The organism is Gemmatimonadota bacterium (assembly GCA_016712265.1).
GTDB lineage: Bacteria > Gemmatimonadota > Gemmatimonadetes > Gemmatimonadales > Gemmatimonadaceae > RBC101.
In genome coordinates, this window is record JADJRJ010000028.1 from 566,465 (window position 1) to 585,518 (window position 19,054).

General features: G+C 68.0%; 12 protein-coding genes. 7 read left to right on the forward strand and 5 right to left on the reverse strand.

What is annotated here, in order from left to right:
• Positions 1-30: 30 nt before the first annotated feature.
• Positions 31-756 carry a hypothetical protein gene (locus IPK85_09420; GenBank protein MBK8247600.1) on the reverse strand — a complete coding sequence of 242 codons (726 nt, stop codon included), beginning with the start codon at positions 754-756 and terminating at the stop codon, positions 31-33.
• Between the two features lie 168 nt (positions 757-924).
• Here IPK85_09420 and IPK85_09425 point away from each other — a divergent pair, with 168 nt between their 5' ends.
• A complete protein-coding gene (locus tag IPK85_09425; GenBank protein ID MBK8247601.1) occupies positions 925-4,764 on the forward strand; it encodes a carboxypeptidase regulatory-like domain-containing protein in 3,840 nt (1,279 codons plus the stop codon).
• A 6-nt stretch (positions 4,765-4,770) separates the two neighbouring features.
• On the opposite strand, the gene IPK85_09430 is transcribed toward IPK85_09425, so the two are convergent.
• Positions 4,771-5,910, reverse strand: a complete 1,140-nt coding sequence (locus IPK85_09430; protein ID MBK8247602.1) for a di-heme enzyme — start codon at positions 5,908-5,910, stop codon at positions 4,771-4,773.
• Between the two features lie 235 nt (positions 5,911-6,145).
• Here IPK85_09430 and IPK85_09435 point away from each other — a divergent pair, with 235 nt between their 5' ends.
• The 3 genes from IPK85_09435 to araD all read left to right on the forward strand — a co-directional run bounded on the left by IPK85_09435 (position 6,146) and on the right by araD (position 9,538).
• The gene (locus IPK85_09435) at positions 6,146-6,913 is read left to right on the forward strand and encodes an AAA family ATPase (protein MBK8247603.1); all 768 of its coding nucleotides are present in this window, start codon (positions 6,146-6,148) and stop codon (positions 6,911-6,913) included.
• A 73-nt stretch (positions 6,914-6,986) separates the two neighbouring features.
• A complete protein-coding gene (locus IPK85_09440) occupies positions 6,987-8,804 on the forward strand; it encodes a hypothetical protein (GenBank protein MBK8247604.1) in 1,818 nt (605 codons plus the stop codon).
• The gene (gene araD / locus IPK85_09445; GenBank protein MBK8247605.1) at positions 8,801-9,538 is read left to right on the forward strand and encodes an L-ribulose-5-phosphate 4-epimerase AraD; all 738 of its coding nucleotides are present in this window, start codon (positions 8,801-8,803) and stop codon (positions 9,536-9,538) included. The genes IPK85_09440 and araD overlap by 4 nt, the downstream gene beginning before the upstream one ends.
• On the opposite strand, the gene IPK85_09450 is transcribed toward araD, so the two are convergent.
• The gene (locus tag IPK85_09450; protein ID MBK8247606.1) at positions 9,535-11,121 is read right to left on the reverse strand and encodes a ribulokinase; all 1,587 of its coding nucleotides are present in this window, start codon (positions 11,119-11,121) and stop codon (positions 9,535-9,537) included. The genes araD and IPK85_09450 overlap by 4 nt on opposite strands.
• Complete coding sequence (locus IPK85_09455) at positions 11,121-12,614, reverse strand: L-fucose/L-arabinose isomerase family protein (GenBank protein MBK8247607.1); 1,494 nt, start codon at positions 12,612-12,614, stop codon at positions 11,121-11,123. The genes IPK85_09450 and IPK85_09455 overlap by 1 nt, the downstream gene beginning before the upstream one ends.
• Positions 12,615-12,747: 133 nt before the next feature.
• On the opposite strand from IPK85_09455, the gene IPK85_09460 reads away from it, so the two are divergent.
• The 3 genes from IPK85_09460 to IPK85_09470 are packed head-to-tail and all read left to right on the forward strand — an operon-like array spanning position 12,748 to position 16,350.
• A complete protein-coding gene (locus IPK85_09460) occupies positions 12,748-13,809 on the forward strand; it encodes an ABC transporter permease (protein ID MBK8247608.1) in 1,062 nt (353 codons plus the stop codon).
• A 32-nt stretch (positions 13,810-13,841) separates the two neighbouring features.
• Positions 13,842-14,852, forward strand: a complete 1,011-nt coding sequence (locus IPK85_09465; GenBank protein ID MBK8247609.1) for a substrate-binding domain-containing protein — start codon at positions 13,842-13,844, stop codon at positions 14,850-14,852.
• Entirely contained in the window at positions 14,818-16,350 is a 1,533-nt protein-coding gene (locus IPK85_09470) for a sugar ABC transporter ATP-binding protein (GenBank protein ID MBK8247610.1), read from the forward strand. The genes IPK85_09465 and IPK85_09470 overlap by 35 nt, the downstream gene beginning before the upstream one ends.
• A gap of 39 nt (positions 16,351-16,389) precedes the next feature.
• On the opposite strand, the gene IPK85_09475 is transcribed toward IPK85_09470, so the two are convergent.
• The gene (locus IPK85_09475) at positions 16,390-19,044 is read right to left on the reverse strand and encodes a glycoside hydrolase family 3 C-terminal domain-containing protein (GenBank protein ID MBK8247611.1); all 2,655 of its coding nucleotides are present in this window, start codon (positions 19,042-19,044) and stop codon (positions 16,390-16,392) included.
• Positions 19,045-19,054 lie beyond the last annotated feature (10 nt).

Consider the following 19,054-nt stretch of genomic DNA (forward strand, 5'->3'; position numbering starts at 1 on the left):
CGGGACCCGCGCCCCTGCCAAGGAAGGGGGTCAGCCCGTGGTGTCAGGCCGTGCGGGCGTTTCGAGGTCGTCCCCGCGACGACGTGGCGGCGGCAGGGGGCGTCGTGGCCGGTCGTCCGTGTCGCCCCGTTGCCACTGGGGAGACATGCGGCCTCCACCGCGAGGCATCCAACGATCCTCTGCCGGTCCGCGACCCCGCCGCGGGCCTGCGTCCATGCGGCCACGTCCCGGGCCCACGTCCACGCGACCACGTCCGGGGGCGCGCCGGGGGCCAAACTCGTTGCGGCGTCCTATCGCATCACGACGCAGCGCCATCCCCTGGCGCGCCCGCGCCATGCGCATCCCCTGCACACGGCCACGCTGCGTGGAATCGAGGATCGCGAGCGCCTGACGACCCATCGTGGTGTCGATCCCTCGGCTGCGCAGCTGGCCCATGCGGCCGCGCAAGGTGCGGAGGGCACTGTCGCTGCAGCGGCCGCTCGTTCCGCAGGCCGAGTCGCGCAGCGCACGCGCCTGGTTCATGAGGGACTGGCGGCGGGTGACCATCGTGCGCTCCAGGGAGTCGAGCCGCGCCACCTGTCGCGGGGTGAGGTCAAGCTCACGACGCCGATTCAGCAGTTCGGTCGGGGAGGCGCCGAGTTCCGGTCGCCGCGCGGGTGGGGCGTCCGCCGGGCGGGCCCGTCGGGTTTGGGCGGCCAATGCCGCAGGGACGAGGATCAGGGTGGCAAGAGCCACCAGCGGGCGTCGGGTCAACATGGAGCAGCTCCTTCTCGGGGACATGGATCACGTCACTTCGCCCGGTACGACGCCGGTTTGCGGCCTCCCGTTAAGCCCGAACAGGTCCGCTGGGGTCTGCGTTAACGAACGGCGCGCCCTGTCGTCCCACTCGGGTTGCGAGCGGTTTCCCCCCTGCACGTGTCGTCAATGAGAAGCCTTCGGAGATTCGCGGCCGCAGTCCTCGGCCTGTTCCTTGTTGCCCCCACCTTGGGCGCCCAGATCGGCGCGACCACCGACATCATCACCGGGGTCGTGCGCCGGGTGGAGGGCAACCTCCCCATCGAGGGGGCGCAGGTGGAGGTGTTGTCGCTGGAGTCGAACATCACGCGCCGGACGCGCACCAACGCGCAGGGCAAGTACACCGTGCTCTTCCCGGACGGCGGCGGCCAGTACCAGGTGACGGTGCGCTCGTTAGGCCTGGCGCCGCAAGCGGCGATGGTGCTGCGCACCGCGGACGAGGATCGCCTGGTACGCGACTTTGTGCTGACGACCAACCCGACCGTGCTGTCGGCGGTGCAGGTGCGGGCGCGGCAGGAGACGCCGCGGGATCGTGATGCGCCGACGCCGGGGACGGTGGAGCGGGCGATCAACACGGACCAGGCCGCGCGACTCCCGATCGATGCAGGGGACTTGACCCAACTCGCGCTGCTTGCCCCCGGGCTGGTGGCTATCCCGGGGAGCGACTCCACCCCCGGCGCGTTCTCGGTCGCGGGGCTGTCGCCGGACGCGAACAATATCACGCTCGACGGCATGTCGTTTGGCTCGGCGCAGATGCCGCAGGAAGCGGTGCGCACCTCGCGCGTGCAGACCTCCAACTTCGACGTCTCGCGCGGGCAGTTCTCCGGCGGGTTGATTTCCTCGACCAGCCGCGGCGGCTCCAACAACATGCAGGGGAACTTCACCTACTCGCTCCGCGATCGTGATCTCGCGATCGAGGGCGAGGATCCCGGACCGGCGGCGCAGGGGTTCACGCAGAACCAGTTCTCTGGCGGATTCGGTGGGCCCGTGGTGCGGGACAAGCTGTTCGGGTTTGGGGCCCTCCAGTTGCGGCGACGGAATGACGTCGTGACCTCGCTCGCCAATAGCGATGCGTTGACGCTCCAGCGGTTCGGCGTGAGCCCAGACTCCGTGACACGCTTCACGCAGCTGCTGACCAGCGCCGGCGTACGACCGTTCAGCGTGCTCGCCGACGACCGGCTCTCCGACAACGTCTCGGGGATGTTGCGCCTCGATTACCTCACCGACGGCGGCCACTCGATCACGGTACGCGGTGACTGGCGCCTGAGTGACCAGGATCCCACCCGCATTGGTCCACTGGCCTTGCCGCAAACGGGGGGAAACAACAACAGCTGGGGGGGCGGCCTGATGACCACCGTCACCTCCAACTTCGCCGGTCGCTTTCTCAATGAGTTCAAGTTCTATGTCTCCCGCGATCGCAACGAGGGGACGCCCTTCATCGAGATCCCGGCCGGGCGCGTCCAGGTCACCTCGGCCTTTGAGGACGGACAGAGCGGGATCGCCACCCTGACCTTCGGCGGGAACACCGGGCTGCCGCAGGCCGGCCGCAACACGGGCGTCGAGGCGACGAATGAGGTATCCTGGCTCGCGGACGGACACCGGCTCAAGCTCGGCATGCTGGTGAGCAGCACGGCGTTCTCGCAGGATGTGACCAGCAATCGGTGGGGGAGCTACACCTTCAACTCCCTCGAGGATTTCGAGGCCGGACGACCGGCGATGTTCACGCGCACCCTCACGCCACGCCTGCGCGAAGGGCAAGGCACAAATGTTAACCTGTACCTCGGCGATACCTGGCGCGTGAATCGCGCGGTGCAGCTGACGTATGGGCTGCGCGGCGAAGGATCGTTCTTTGGCAAGACGCCGCAGTACAACCCCGCGGTCGAGCAGGCCTTTGGGTATCGCACGGATGAGGTGCCAACCGACGTGCGGGTGACGCCACGCGTTGGGTTCACCTGGACGATCGGGATGCCGACGCAGGGGAACCCCAATGCGGCTGGCGGCCAGGGCGCCGCGGGCGGCGGCGCCGGTGGTGCGGGCGGGCGAGGTCAGGGCGGTGGTGGTGGCGGTGGAGGTGGCGGTGGTCGTGGTGGTTTTGGCGGTGGAGGTGGATTCGGCGGTGGTCCTGGCGGGGGCGGCCAACCGCGATGGACCATTCGTGGCGGCCTCGGTGAGTTTCGCTCGGCGCCGTCCACCAACCTCGTGGCCAATGCGGCTGGCGCCACCGGGTTGCCCAACAACGAATCACAGCTCATTTGCATCGGGGCCATTGTGCCCACGCCGGACTGGGGCGGCTTCGCCACCGATCCGGGGAGCATTCCGACCTCGTGCCTGGGTGGGGGCAACCAGTTCGTCCCGACGACGCGACCGAACGTGACCGTGTTTGGCGATGACTTCGCCGCGTCCCGTGCCTGGCGGTCGTCGTTAGGCGCCACCCGTCGCTTCTGGCAGCGCTATACGTTCAACTTCGACCTCTCGTATTCGCGCGGGGTCGCGCAGACCGGCTACGTGGACGCGAACCTCAATACGACGCCGCAGTTTGCCCTCGCCGCGGAAGGCGACCGGCCGGTGTTCGTGCCCGCGCAAACCGTATTCCCCGCAACGGGTGCTACGACGGTCCTTGCCTCGCGCCGGGACCCGAACTTCGGTCAGGTGCTGGTCACGCGATCCGACCTGGCGACCGATGCGCGGCAGGCCACGGTGTCGCTCGGCGGCTTCACCGGACGGGGGATCAACTTCAACCTGTCCTACACCTGGGCCCGTGCGCGCGACCAGGGGTCAGGTGGCGGGGGAGGTGGCTTCGGCGGGTTTGGCGGTGGCGGAGGTGGCGGCGGATCCTTCGGCGGTCCCACGACCGGTGGGAACCCGAACGTGCGCGAGTGGTCGCGGTCATCCAACGAGCGCCGGCACGTCTGGGTCGCCACCATGAACTATCCCGTCAACCTCGGGTTGGAGTTCACGGCCTTTGGACGGCTCACCTCGGGCTCGCCGTTCACTCCCATGGTGAACGCCGACATCAATGGGGACGGGTCGCGCAACGACCGGGCCTTCCTGTTTGATCCGGCCGCGACGAGCGACCCACTCCTCGCCCAGGGAATGTCCACGCTCATCGCCGCGTTGCCGAATGGCGCGCGGGACTGCGTCAACCGCCAGCTGGGGGGCATTGCGGCCCGCAACAGCTGTACCGGCATCTGGCAGCCCTCGCTGGACCTGCAGGCCAATTGGCGCCCGAACCTCCTCGGCCTCAACCGGCGGCTCGCGGTCTCGTTCATGACCGTGAATTTCCTCGGTGGCCTCGACCAGTGGCTGCACGGCAGTGACAACCTGCGCGGGTGGGGCCAGTTCCGTGGCCAGGACAACACCCTGCTGTATGTACGTGGCTTTGATCCAGCCACCAATCGATACACCTACGAGGTGAACCAGCGCTTCGGGGCGACGCGCAGCGGGGCGAACGGCATCACGGTGCCGTTCCAGCTGGGCGTGCAGGCCCGGTATACGTTAGGCCCCGACCGGGCCCGCGAGATGCTTAATGGCTTGATTCGTGGTGGAGGACGCGGTGGCGCCGGTGGCGCTGGTGGCCAGGCAGGTGCGACCGGTGGAGGGGCCAACTTCCCCGGCGCCGCCATCCTCAACCAGAACGCGGCCAACGCCATCCTGCAGCTCAAGGATTCGCTGCAGCTGACGGCCGAGCAGGTCGCTGCCATCCAGCCGATCGCGGATACGGTGACGGCACGCAATGCGGCGTTGGGACGCGAGGTGCAGGAGATGATTCGTTCGGCCGGCGCCAACCCGGACATGGGGGCGGTAATGTCGCGGGTGACCACGCGCCTGGAGTCGGTGCGGACCGAGTCGGAGGCGGTGCTGAAGCAGCTGCAGGGGATCCTGACCCCCGCGCAGTGGACCAAGGTGCCGGAGCGGATCAAGAACCCGCCACGTGGGCCGGGCCAAGGGCAGCAGCGGCGGCGCGGCTAGGCCCGATTAGCGCCAGGGATTTGAGAACCGGCGATCCACCAGGAACGCGGAGTCGGTGAGGGCCTGGAGAAAGGCGACCAGGTCCGCCCGACCCTGCGGTGAGATGGCAAACCCGGAAATGCGTCGGTCCTTGAACGGGTTCAGCTGTCCGTCCCCGGCATTTGGCCCCACCGGGACCAGGCGGCCACCGCGGGCGTAGTTGCCGATGACGTCGTCGAGCGAGCCGACGGATCCGTCGTGGCCATAGGGGAAGGACACGGCAACGTTGCGCAGCGTGGGAACCTTCATGCGACCCATGTCCGACGCGAGGCGCGTGTGCTCGGACAACCCGCCGTTCCGCGCGGGATAGGCCCCCGTCCCCCCGATGTTGTAGAGCCCGGTGTTGACGAACTCGTCGCCCGCCGGGGCGCCTGGCTCGAAGGCGATGGAGAAGTTGGGGCCGGCGTGGCAGCGGGTGCAGCGCAGCGCATTGAAAGCGTTGAGCCCGCGACGTGCCGCTGCGCTAAGGGCCGTGGAGTCGCCGCGATTGAAGCGGTCGATCGGGGCGTTGGCCGAGATGAGCGTGCGCTCGAACGCGGCAATGGCGCGATTGACGTTGGTCAGCGTGAACGGGTCCGGCGTGGCGCCAAACGAGGTGGGGAAGAGCGACTGGTATACCGGCTCCGTACGCAGCCTGGCGAGGACGTCGGCCTCGCGTCCCTTGATCCCCAGCTCCACGGGGAGTTCGCCGAGTTCGGGGATGAGTGCCTGGGTCTCCAGGGAAATTGTGGAAGGGTCCGCCCAGCCGAAGTTGCGCTGGTACGCCACGTTGGTCAGCCCCATCGAGTTGCGGGTGTGGGCCTGGCCGGTGGAGCCGAGGGGGATGTTCTTGGCGTCGGCGAAGCCGAACTCCTGGCGATGGCAGGAGGAGCAGGCAAACGCGCCATTGCCGGAGAGCCGGGTGTCGTAGAAGAGGCGACGCCCCAGCTCGACCTTCGCCGCGGACATCGGGTTGCCCACCGGGACGGATGGAGGCGCGACGCCCGCCGGCAATGACCACCGGAAGAGCGACGGGTTCCCGGAGAGGGGCTCTGCCGTCTCGTGCGCCTCTGCGCAGGCCAGCAGGGCGCCGAGGAGCGCTCCGTACGCCGCGCGTGGCAGGCGAATTCCGGGGGCGGCTTGGTGTGTCACGACCTGAATCTACCCGTGAGCGCGGCTGGTGTGCGCGTGCCCGGGTGGCTCCCGTCGCGGGACACGGTACGGTCGAACAGGCGCGTTCCTTCAACTGTTTCGCCGTGGCCGATCGTGCCATCATCGTTCATGACTGCGGGCGCGTTCACTTGTGCACGCCGGGCAGGAAAAGGCAGCTTCATCGGCCGTCTCCTTCTGCATCCCGTTCCTCATGCCGCCGCGCAGCCGCGTCAAGACCATTCACGGCGTGACCGGAAGTCCCTTCCTCACGCGCATCGGCCTGCACGACGATCGCGTGCAGCCCGACGTGCATCCTTTTTCCCTGCCCATCCTGGCCGATGGGCTGGACCTGCAGTTTGCGTCGCCGGTGACCTTCTTCGTCGGTGAGAATGGATCGGGCAAGTCTTCGCTCCTCGAAGCCATTGCCTGGAGCACCGGGTTCGGGATGATGGGCGGCAGTCGGGACCACCGGTTCGAGGAGGGCGGCGAAGGGGCAACCCTCGGCCGCGCCCTGAAGCTCTCCTGGCGCCAGCGCCAGGTGGACGGCTTCTTCCTGCGGGCGGAGACCTTTCACCACTTCAGTACCTACCTCGAGAGTGTTGGTTCGCGCTGGGATCGTTATGGTGGCCGTTCCTTTCACGAGCGATCTCACGGCGAGGCGTTTCTGGCCCTGTTCGAGCATCGCTTTGAAGATGGGCTCTACTTGCTCGACGAACCGGAAGCGGCGTTGTCGCCGCAGCGTCAACTGGCGTTCCTGCGCATCCTCAACAGCCTGGCGTCGCAGCGCATCGCGCAGTTCATCATTGCAACGCACTCGCCGATCTTGCTCGCCCTCCCCGGGTCCACGGTGCTGGGGTTCGACGGCGGGCGCATTGAGCCGATCGATTATCGCGAGACGGACCACTATCGGGTGACGCGAGACTTCCTTGAGGCGCCGGAGCGATTCTTCCGTCACCTGTTCGACGCCGAGGGGACGTGACAGGTCGCCGGGGCGGGCTCGACACCTCGGACTCACGGGTTGATACTTGGCGATTCCTCGTCCCGACACAGACATGGCGGAGCCGTTCTCTCGACGCGATTGGATCAAGACCGTAGGAGCGGTTGGTGCCGGGGCCCTGGTCCCGGACGTGACCGCGGCGGATACGGTCGGCATCCCCACGCCTGTGGCGGCCTCGCTCCCAGTGCGCGAGCGCCTGGCGCCGGGGGACATCGTCGAGTTGACGTCCACGAGCGATGTGTTCATTCCGTCGCGCGGCGACTCCCTGATGAAGTTCTCCTTCGACTTCCCCGAGCCTGGGGTCGTCTTTGGAGATCACCGGTTCAGCGTCCTCCTGTTCACGGAGGAGAACACCTACGCGATGGACCGCACGACGATGCGGGCGACGGGGAACGACGACGCCCTCGAACTGACCTGCTCGGGGCTGACCTGGGCCGGAGGGCAGGAGAGGGCGCCGGGGACGGTCACCGTGCGCTTTCAGCGACGCGGTCGGTCGATCACGTGGGACATCACGGCAGAGATGTCGCGACCGATCAAGTCGATCACCACGGTGATTCGCGATGTGCCCCGCGGCAAGGTCTCGTTTGGCGGCGGGGCGCTGATCGACCCGCGTGATGGCGACCTCCTCGGCGGGTACACCTTCGGTGCCGGCGACCTGCACGGGGCCCAGGTGCCGCACAGCATGACGACGCCGCTGGCGGTGGTGCAGGTGTCGGACACCGATCACCTCTACCTCACCACGCGCGACACGCGGGTGCGTCCCAAGCGCTACTACTTCCAGGCCGGCGAGCGCGCATTCCGCACCGAGGCGATCTATGAGCACGACGCCTGGCGCAACGACACCCGGGTCGTGGTCCCCACATGGGAGCTGGGCCACACGACCACCCTCGATGAGGCCGTGGCGCACCACATGGCGCACATCGAGCGCGCCTTCAACCTCCCGGCCTGGGAGACCCGTACCGACACCCCCGCATGGATGCGCGACATTGCGCTGGTGACGACGCTGCACGGGATGCACTACACCGGGTTCATCTTCAACGACTATGCGCAGCAGCTGGCGATCCTGCGCTGGATGGCGACGCAGATCCCGGCCTCGCGCGTGCTGGTGTTCCTCGCGGCGTGGGACGGCCGCTACTACTGGGACTACCCCAACTACCAGGTGCCTGCCCGCATGGGAGGGGAGGCCGGGTTGCGCACGCTGATCACCGAGGCTCGCCGGCTGGGCTTTCGGCTGATGCCGATGTACGGCACCAATTCCGCCAACCGCAAGCAGCCCATCTGGAAGGACATCGCCAGCGGGGCAACGCAGAAGATCGACGGCAACACCTACAACCTGGACTGGGTCGACTGGAACAACGACCGGCACCAGGACGGATGGTTGACCTACATGAACGTCGGCGAGGACAAGTGGCGGACGTACCTTGAGGGGCGCATTGCCGACATGATCGAGCGGTTCGGGGTGGACGCGTATTTCCTCGATATCGTCGGGGGGCACGTGAACAGCACCACGGGCGACATGCACGAGGGCACACGACGCCTCATCCGCAACCTCCGCGAGAAGTATCCCAGCGTGGTGGGCGTGGGCGAGATGCCTTACGACGCGCAGCATGAGTTCATTGGCGTGTACCACGCCGGGAACGGGCCGCTGTGGCGCAAGTACTCGCGCTTCTTCTCGCACTTGAGCGCGCCGGCCCCAGGACGTGGCAGCACGGGGGTGCACGAGTGGGGATTCTCGACCTTCCGGACGGACACGCTCGGCCTCAATCCCACCGCGATCCCGACCCTGCAGGTGGTGGACGACACCTTCACGCGACACCGCGAGACGATGGCAGCGATCATCGCCGCCGCCAAGGTGCGGGCGGGGATCGCATGACGCGCCGCACGCGCCCAATCCCCGCGCGTGGTCGGGCCACACGCGCCCTCCGCGAGGCCACCTGTGCCGCGAACATCGAACTGTTCACGCGCGGGCTGGCGCACTTCACCTTTGGCAATGCGAGCGCCGTGGATCGCGAGCGCGGGCTGATCGTGATCAAGCCGAGTGGTGTGCCGTACGATCGTCTGACGGCCGCGCGCATGGTCGTCACCGACCTGGACGGTCGGGTCATCGAGGGTTCGCTCCGGCCGTCGTCAGACCTGCCGACCCACGCGGCCCTCTTCGCCGCCTTCCCTGGCATCGGTGGGGTCGCGCACACGCACTCCCTGTACGCTACCGCATTTGCGCAGGCGCGTCGCGCCATTCCCTGCCTGGGCACGACACACGCCGACTACTTCCACGGGGCGGTTCCCGTGACACGACCGCTCTCCGCGCGCGCGGTCGCCACGGACTACGAACGGCGCACCGGCGAGGCGATCATCGCGCGCTTCCGGGCCCTCGATCCGATGGCGATCCCTGCCGTCCTGGTCGCGAACCACGCCCCGTTCACCTGGGGGGCGACGGTGCAGGCCGCCGTCGATCACGCGGCGTACCTGGAGGAGGTCGCCCAGATGGCCTGTCATACCCTGGCCCTGGCGCCGGGCGCCCGGCCGATCGCCCGGCACCTCCTCGACAAGCACTACCTGCGCAAGCACGGGGCCCGCGCCTACTACGGGCAGCGTCCGCGCACCTAACGAGCCGCCGCCCGGACCTCCGCTGCGATCCGCCGGATCTCCGGGAGCACGCGCCCCACGCTGACGGCCGGCGACTCCGGCTCCCCAAACGCGAAGTACAGCTCCCGGTACAGGGCGTACAGGCGGTCATAGGTCGCCACGTCGCGCGGGTTGGGTGCCACCTCGCGGTATGCGGGGCACAGTGCCGCCTGGGCGGCCTGCACCGAGGGAAAGGCGCCGCAGGCGAGGAAGGCGAAGATGGCGGAGCCGAGCGAGGTGATCGGCGATTCGGGGACCAGCACCGGAAGATTGAGGACGCTGGCATACACGCGGTTCAACGCCTCGTTCTTCTGCGGAATCCCGCCGCCATGGATCACCCGCCGAACCGGGACACCATGCGCCCGCATGCGCTCCAGGATGATCCGCGTGTGAAACGCGGTCCCCTCGATGGCGGAAAAGAGGTCGTCCTCGGCCGTTGAGTTCAGGGTCCAGCCGAAGGTGACGCCCCCGAGGTTGGGATTCACCAGTACCGTGCGGTCGCCGTTGTCCCACGTGAGACGCAGCAGTCCCGTCTGGCCGCCACGATAGCTCTCCAGTTCCCTCGACAGGTCGCCGACGCGCTGCCCGGTGCGTGCGGCCAGGGATTCGAACAGGTAACCACAGGCCGACAACCCGGCCTCGATTCCCATCATCGCCGGATGAATCGAACCGTCGACCACGCCGCACACTCCCGGCACGAGGCCGGTGTCGTCGGCGACCGCCATCACACAGGTCGCTGTGCCGATCACGTTGACGATGTCGCCCTCGGCGATGCCGGCGCCCACGGCATCCCAGTGCGCATCGAATGCGCCCACGGGAATGGGGATCCCTGCGCGGAGTCCGAGTCGGTCCGCCCAGGGCGCGCAGAGGTGCCCAGCGATGTGCTCCGAGGTCAACGTGGGGCTGGTGAGCTTGTCGCGGATACCGGCGAGGAGTGGGTCCACCGCGACGAAGAACGCCTCCGGGGGAAAGCCGCCTAACGAGGCGTTCCAGAGCCACTTGTGCCCCATCGCGCACGCACTGCGTCGCACCTGCCGATGGTCGGTGACGCCACAGAGCACGGCGGAGATCATGTCGCAGTGCTCGAGGGCCGTGACCATCTCGTGTCGCCGCTCCGGATGGTGCCGCAGCCAGTGGAGCACCTTGGCGAAGCCCCACTCCGAGGAATAAACGCCACCGCACCAGTCGATGGCGGGTTCGCGTCGTTCGTGCGCGATCGCCGTGAAGCGTGCGGCTTCGTCCTTGGCGCGATGGTCGCACCACAGGTAGTAGTCGTCGAGCGGAACGAGTCCCTCGCCGACGGGGAGGACCGTGGACCCGGTCGTGTCAAGGGCGAGGGCCTCGATGCTGGTGCCGGCCACGCCGGCTTCGTCCAGGGCACGCTGCATGGCGTCCACCAGTGCGCGCATGTGATCGTCGTGCGACTGGGTGGCAAAGTCGGGATCGTCACGGTCACGCTTGACCGGGTACTCGCCGACCCCGAAGCCGATCACGCGACGGACGCTGTCCACGATCGACACGCGCACGCTCTGCGTGCCGAAGTCCACTCCGGCGACCATGGTCATCAGGCGTGCCTCAGGACGTCCCAGCCCAGGTATTGGGTGGCGGCCTCGTGCACCGCATCGGCGACGTGGGAGAAGGTGCCGGCCACGTGGTGCTCGAATCCCTCGCGGCAGATGTGCCGGAGGAGGGGTTGCAGGTGCGCGATCTCCACCACGCCGGCGCCCCCAAACGTTGACAGCTTGTCCTTCGTGAAGTGCCCCTCGCCGACGTACCCGCGGATCGCCCCCGTGCGGTCATCGGTGGAGAAGCGCGCAAACGACATCGGGCCGGCCTTCACCTTGCCGACGATCGTGCCGTACGTGTTCTCGCGACCCACGGTACCGGCAATGATCTCCTGGTAGTCCATCACCGGCGCCTCGAAGAAGTCGCGGGGCAGGTTGCTGCAGTGAAAGCAGACCGCCTTGTTTGGGTGGTCGCCGTAGTTGTTGTTCCAGTCGAGCAGGGCCGCCGGGCTCCCTGAGGCCAGGGTCAGCGCGAGCATGCTGATGGTCCCCATTACGTCCACCTCGCAGGCGCTCGGCAGGTTGGCGTTGCTCATCATGCTCATGAGCGTGCACGGGACAACACCGAAGAACTCCTCGAGCGAGGTCCAGCACTGCACGGCACTCACGGTGACCTCCACTTCCTGCATCCAGCGATCCATCACCAGGCCGAGCTTCGCCATCTTGAGGAGCGCCGCATCGGGTACGCCACTGGTGTCTACGTACGCCACCATCTCGGCGAGCTTGCCCTGCACGGCGGCATCCTTGTCCTTGAGTCGCGCGATGCGCCCGAGGATCTCCGACAGGTCGATCGGTTCCACCGAGATCCCGGCGGCCTCAAGGATCTTCTCGCTGTAGCGGACCGTCTTGAACGCGGCCGGGCGGGCACCAATGGCCCCGATGCGCGCACCGCGCAGCCCCTTCACGACGCGACAGGTCGCGGCAAAACGTCGCAAGTCGGCGCGAAAGCCTGGCGACTCGGGGCGCTGCGTGTGTTCGGTCGTGAGCGAATAGCGAATGCCGTACTGCCGCAGCACGTTGCACGCCGACATCTTGCCGCAGAACGCATCGCGCCGATGATCAATCTTCATCTTCGCCGGGTCGTCGGAGGTGGCGTGGATGAGGACGGGAACGTTGAGGGCGGCGAGCCGCAGCGTGTCGGCGATGGCGCGCTCGTCCCCGAAGTTAGGCAGCGTCACCACCACACCATCGATGCGCTCGCGATGCTGGCGGAAGAGTGCGGCACAGGCGCGAGCCTCCGCCCGGCTCTCGATGGCCCCGTGGTTGGTCGCTCCCGCATCAATGATGACCGCGTCGATTCCTTCCGCCGAGAGTGCGCGCAACATCTCTTCGCGCCCCGTGGCGGCGAGATGTCCCGGGAAGAAGCCGCGGTTGCCGACGATCACGCCGAGGGTGACGCGAGGGGGCGTGGACGCCGTGGGGCGGGCGAGCTGGCGGGCGCGTTGGGCGCGGGCCTTGCCGCCAGCATTGGAGACGAGTTTGTGGAGGGCCATGCGGAGTGAGGCGGTGAGGTCGAGCGGCGTAGACGCTACAGGGAGCGCGGCCGCCGCGCCATATGAGGAAGACTGCGTTGACGCCTCCCCGGCAGCTCGTAAGTTTGCGCGTCCTCCGCCCCTTGCCGCCCTCGTGACCCCAGCTGACCCCGCGCCATCGCTCGTGAGTCGGCTGAGTCGCTCCGTGTTGCGGTCCCAGCAGTTCGGCCTGGTGATGGTCCTGCTGCTGCTCGGCGCGATCCTGACGGCCAGCGCCGGATCGCACGTGGATCCACGGAGCGGCGAGGAGGTGAACAACTTCCTGAATCGGTACACGCTGATCCAGATGGCCACCGACGCAAGCGCCTTTGCGATCATGGGGGTCGGCGCCACCATCGTGATCATCGCCGGGGGCATCGACCTGTCGGTGGGGGCGGTCTACGCATTGAGCGGCGTCTTGATGGCCATGGCGTTGCGCGCCCTTGGACCCATGGACCCCGTCCTGACGGTTGGTGCCGGACTGGCGCTCTGCCTGGCGGTTGGGCTCGCTTGCGGTGTCGCGAACGGCTTGATGGTCATCGGACTCGGCGTGCATCCGTTCATCATCACCCTCGGGACCATGTGGATCATTCGCGGCGTCGCCTTTGTGACGAGTCGCGCGGAGAGCGTCCTGGTCCCGACCTCCCTGACGGCGGTGGCCAAGGCGCCGCTGGGGCTGGGGACGGCACTCTATCCGGTCCCCTTGCTGGTGATGCTGTTGGTTACCGTCCTTGGCGGTATCTATTTGTCGCGCAGCGTCGCAGGGCGCCACATCTTCGCGGTGGGTGGCAACGCGGAAGCTGCCCGTTTTGCCGGCTTGAACGTCTCGCGCGTGACCCTCGGCGTCTTTGTCTTGTCCGGGCTGCTCGCCGGCGTCGCGGCTTTTCTCGGCGCCGCGTTTTACGGTTCGGCGACTTCATCGGATGCGAACGGGTACGAGTTGTATGTCGTGGCGGCCGCAGTGGTCGGGGGGGCGTCGCTCTCGGGGGGCAAGGGCAGCGCCACCAGTGCGATGTTGGGGGCCGTGTTGATTGTGACCATGCGACAGGCCATCCGGACATTGCGGCTGGACCAGAACTACGAATGGATCATCATCGGGACGGCGCTGATCGTCGCGGTCGTCCTGGACCAGCGGGGCTGGAAGCGGTTGGCTGACAAACTTTCCACACCATCGTGACGTTCACGCGTCACCCGTCTCGCGGAGGCTTCATGCGTGTCTTGCGGAATCCGGTCATCACGTTCGCCATGGTCGCCGTGGTGGCCACGGCATGCGGTGGGGGAGAGTCTGGGCAACGCGCCGAGGCATTCCGCATCGCGATGATCGCGAAGAGTTCCACCAATCCCGTCTTTCTCGCGGGGCGACGCGGGGCGGAAGTGGCGGCGTCGGAGCTGTCGAAGGAACTGGGCGTGACCATCACCATCGAGTGGTTGACCCCGCCGAATGAGGACGGGGCGGTTCAGGCGCAACGGATTGCGGAAGCGGCAAACTCTGGCGCGAATGCCATCCTGCTCTCGGCGAGTGATGCGGGGAAGGTTCGCGGTGCGGTGGATGAAGCCGTCGACCGTGGCGTACCCGTGATGACGTTCGACAGTGACGTGCCGGGATCCAAGCGGTTCTCCTTCTATGGTGGTGACGACGTCCAGATGGGGGCCCACGTGATGGATGAGTTGGCCACCCAAATGGGCGGGAAGGGGAAGGTCGCGATCATCGCCGGGAACCAGAACGCCCTGAACCTGCAGAATCGTGTGAAGGGCGCGCGCGAGGCCGCCGCGAAGTATCCGGGCATCACCATCGTGGATGCGTTCTATCATGCCGAGACCCCACAAGATGCCGCGGCCGAGGTGCTGCGAATGAAAAACGCGTATCCCGAGGTCAACGGCATCGCGATGATCGGCGGATGGGCGTTGTTCACGCGGACGCTGCTTACGGACCTGGACGCGAACACGATGAAGATCGTCTCCATCGATGCGCTTCCGGCGCAGTTGGCGTACCTGGAAGCTGGGCTGGCGCCCGTGTTGTTCGCCCAGCAGCCCTACAACTGGGGATACATGTCGGTGAAAACGATTGTCGACCATGTGTATCTCAAGAAGGAGGTGCCGCCGGTGGTGCCGATGGAGCTGGTGAAGGTGACGAAGGACAACCTGGGCGCGTGGGCGCAGCGGCTGGTGGATTGGGGCTTCACGGATGTGGATCCCCGGTACCTCGCACTCCCGCGCTGATCCCGCGGTGGGTCTCCCACGCATCCGGTTTCGGGGGATCACCCGTCGCTTTCCGGGGATCGTGGCGCTTCGCGACGTCTCCTTTGACGTCGCGGCGGGGAGCTGCCACGCGATTTGCGGCGAGAACGGTGCGGGCAAGAGCACCCTGGGGCGCGTGCTCGCCGGCCTGGCCGTTGCCGACGAAGGGACGATCGAACTCGACGGGCAACACGTGCGCTTCGTGTCGCCACGCCATGCGCTCGATGCTGGCGTGGCGATGGTGCACCAGGAGCTCTCGTTCTGCGAGAACCTGACGGTGGGCGACAACCTGTGCCTGGGCGGGCTGCCACATCGGCGCGGGCTGGTGGATGAGCAGGAGCTTCGTCGCCGGGCACTGGACCTGCTCGCGGCCACTGGCGCCACGATCGACCCGTCCCAGCCGGTCCACGCGCTGGGCATCGCGGACCGGCAATTGGTGCAGATCGCCGCCGCCGTCGGCCAGGGAGCGCGGGTGATCGTCTTCGATGAACCCACGAGTTCCCTCGGTGACCCCGAGTCGCAACGCTTGTTTGGGTTGATCCGCGGGCTGTGCGCCCGCGGGGTGACGGTGCTATACGTGTCACATCGCATGCCCGAGATCTTTGCGCTGTGCGACACGATCACCGTGTTGCGCGATGGCGCGCACGTGGCCACGCAGCCCGCGAGCCAGCTGGACGAGGCGACCCTCGTGCGCCTGATGATCGGGCGGGATGTGGGTTCATACTATCCACAGCACGCTTCGCAGCCGCCGGGCGAAGAGCGGCTGTGCGTGGAGCGCCTCAGTTCGCCCGGGCGCTTCGCGGACGTCTCGTTGCGTGTGTGCGCCGGGGAGGTGGTCGGGTTGGCCGGGTTGGTTGGCGCCGGCCGTTCCGAGGTGGCGCAGGCGATCTTTGGTCTGGACAGCGCATGCCGTGGTGATGTGTACGTGCGCGGCACGAAGCTGCGCCCTGGCTCACCGCGCGATGCCATGCGCGCCGGACTGGGCCTCGTCCCTGAGGACCGGAAGCGTCAGGGACTCGTCCTCGGGATGCGCGCCATGGAAAACGCGTCACTTCCGGTCCTTCCACGCTTCGCCCGGGCGGGTTGGGTGGACCTGGAGGCCGAGGCCGTCGCCGTGGATGCGAGCTTCGCGCGCGTTGGTGTGCGCCATGGTGGGCGCGAGGCGGTCGTCGGGTCGCTGTCCGGCGGGAACCAGCAGAAGGTGGTGATGGCCCGCTGGCTCACCGCGGGGAGCGACATCATCCTGCTGGATGAACCGACGCGTGGCGTGGACGTGGGGGCGAAAGCGGAGCTGCATCGCTGGATTGACGAGCGGGCGTCGGAGGGTGCCGCGTTCCTGCTCGTCTCGAGCGAGCTGCCGGAGTTGCTGGCGCTCTCGACCCGCATCGTCGTGCTTCGCGAGGGCCGCGTACACGCCGAGGTCGCGCGGCGAGACGCGACACAGGATGGATTGTTGCGATTGATGGCCGGGCTCGACTGAGGGGTCGTGGTGCGTCGGCCGACCGCAGGAGGACAGCGGTCATCGCACGTCGAACGTGCCGCGCAGGTGGATGTCGCGTGACGACGAGCCCAGCATCACCTGGAAGGTCCCCGGCTCGACCACCCAGCGCCCGTTCACGTCGAGCATTTGGAGTTGCGAACGGTTCACGCGAAAGGTGACCTCGCGTGACTCGCCCGCGGCGAGCGCCACGCGCGTGAACCCGGCGAGCTGGGCCACCGGCCGTGATGTCGTCGCGAGGATGTCACGCAGGTAGAGCTGGACCACCTCCGTCCCCGCGCGGTCGCCGGCGTTGCGTACGACGCACCGGATCGTAACGTCGCCCGTCCGGGCCTCGGGTGGATCGACGCGCAGGTCCGTGTATGCAAACGAGGTGTAGGACAACCCGAAGCCGAACGGAAAGAGCGGTTCTCCGGGCAGGTCGAGGTAACGATCGCCGCGGCCCGTGGGTCGGTGGTTGTAGCTGAGCGGCAGCTGTCCTTCTGCGAGGGGAAAGGTGATGGGCAGCCGGCCGGACGGGTTGATGTCGCCCCAGAGCAGCTCGGCCACCGCGTGTCCCCCTTCCTCACCCGGGTACCACGCGTGGACGACGGCGGCGACCGAGTCGATCCACGACGACATGGTAATGGCACTTCCGCCGACCAGCACCACGACCGTGGGGGTGCCGGTGCCTGCGACGGCGCGGATCATCGCCTCCTGGTGGCCGGGGAGGGCCAACGAAGCACGATCGCGAAATTCGCCCTCCTCGATGCCTGCGACGACCACGGCCACCTGGCTGGTTCGTGCCGCCTCGACGGCGTGGTCGATCTCTCTCCGATAATCAGCACTTTCAGGCGCATCCCAGACCAGGCGGACCCGTCCGTTGCCGCGCATCTCGCGGAACTCCACGCGGACCGCGTGGCGCGTCCCAGGCAGGAGGGGGAGGGTGGCGAGGTGCGTCCCGGCGGACTCCTTGCGCCATCGATCGAGGCGCAGCGTGTCATCGACAAACACGCGATAGCCGTCGTTGCCCTCGATCCCGATGCGGCGCGCAGGTCCCGCGGGGAGCGTCACGGTGCCTTCCCAGCGAACGCCATACCAGTCGGCCGGCAGGCCGGGTCCGGGGCCGGAGAGGGTCCACGAGTAGTCGATCGTGGGATCTCGTCGCACAAACACCGGTGTGCCGGCAAGTGTTGGCGAGGCGAAGTACGAACCCGTCCACCCTGGGGCGCCAGCGCTGGCGACCGCGTCCACCGGAATGGTCGCGACGGCCGTCGACAGGCGCCCCGGTCCTGGCGCATACGTCACGATGGCGTCGCGACCCGCACGGCCCCGCACCCCGTCGAGGATGCTGGTTACCTGCGCGTTGCTCCCACTGTACCCGCCAAGTCGTGCCTCCGTCGCGTCGGTCCCGATCACGGCCACGCGGTTCACCCGCGCTGCCAGCGGGAGCGCACCCCGGTTCTGCAAGAGGACCAGGGATTGTCGCGCCGCCTCGCGCGCGAGCCCGCGATGCGCGGCGTGATCGTTCCAGTGGATCGCGCTGTCGACGTTGGCGTACGGGTGCTCGAACAAGCCCAGGGCAAACTTGACGCGGAGGACGCGGGCGACCGCCTCGTCCAGCACTGCCGTCGGGACGAGGCCGCGCCTGATGGCGGACAGGTATGGGGCCGCTTCGTGCACGCGGCCCTGGAAGACCACGTCGAGTCCGGCGCGAAAGGCGTGCGCGGCCGCATCGGCCGTGGATCCCTCGGTCATGTGCAGGACGGTCGGCCCGCTGGTGGCCGACATGTCGGAGACCACGAAGCCACCGAAGCCCCAGCCCTCCTTGAGGGTCGCGCGCAGGAGCGCACGATTCTGCGTCGCCGGCACGCCTGCAACAGAATTGTAGGCGGTCATCACCGACCGGGCGCCGCCCTCGGCGATCGCGGCGCGGAAGGGCGGGAAGAACTGCTCCTCCAGCATGCGGGCGTTGAGCTCGATGGGATAGCTGTCCCGCCCGCCGTCGCCGACGTTGGCCACGAAATGCTTGGGGGTCGCAACGACACCGGCCCCCTCGAGTGCCGACACGAAGGCCACCCCGAGGCGCGACGCCAGCCAGGGATCTTCCCCGTAGGTCTCTTCTGTTCGTCCCCACCGGACGTCGCTGGCGACATTCAGGACCGGGGACAACACGTCGCGGATCCCGCGACTCCGGCTCTCGCGGGCAATTGCGCTACCCACGCGGGAGACCAGGGCGGTGTCCCAGGTCGCGGCCAGGCCGATGGCCTGGGGAAAGACGGTCGCCTGGGGGGCCAGGAGACCGTGGAGCGCTTCCTCGAACATGAGCCCCGGGATGCCGAGCCGGGTGTCCTCGACCAGCGTGCGCTGCAGGGCGTTGAGCTGTTCGACCTGGCGCCGCACCACGTCGGCTGGCGGGCCAGCGAGTCGCACCTGCAGCCCGAAGATCCCGTGCGCCAGCGATCCCGGCGCGTCAGTGGAGTCCCAGGGCGACATGAACAGCTGCCAGAACTTCTCCTCGAGCGTCATGCGCCCGAGCAGGTCGCGGACGCGGACGGGGATGGGTCGTCGCGCGTCGCGGTACGGAGCGGCCGCCGGTGGGCGGGCGGGCGCGGGTCGCGCTGGCGGTTGGCCGGCGGCGTGCGCTGGTCCAAGGAGGCACAGCGCCAGGAGACCGGCCCGGATGCGGGGCGTCATCGCGGTCGAC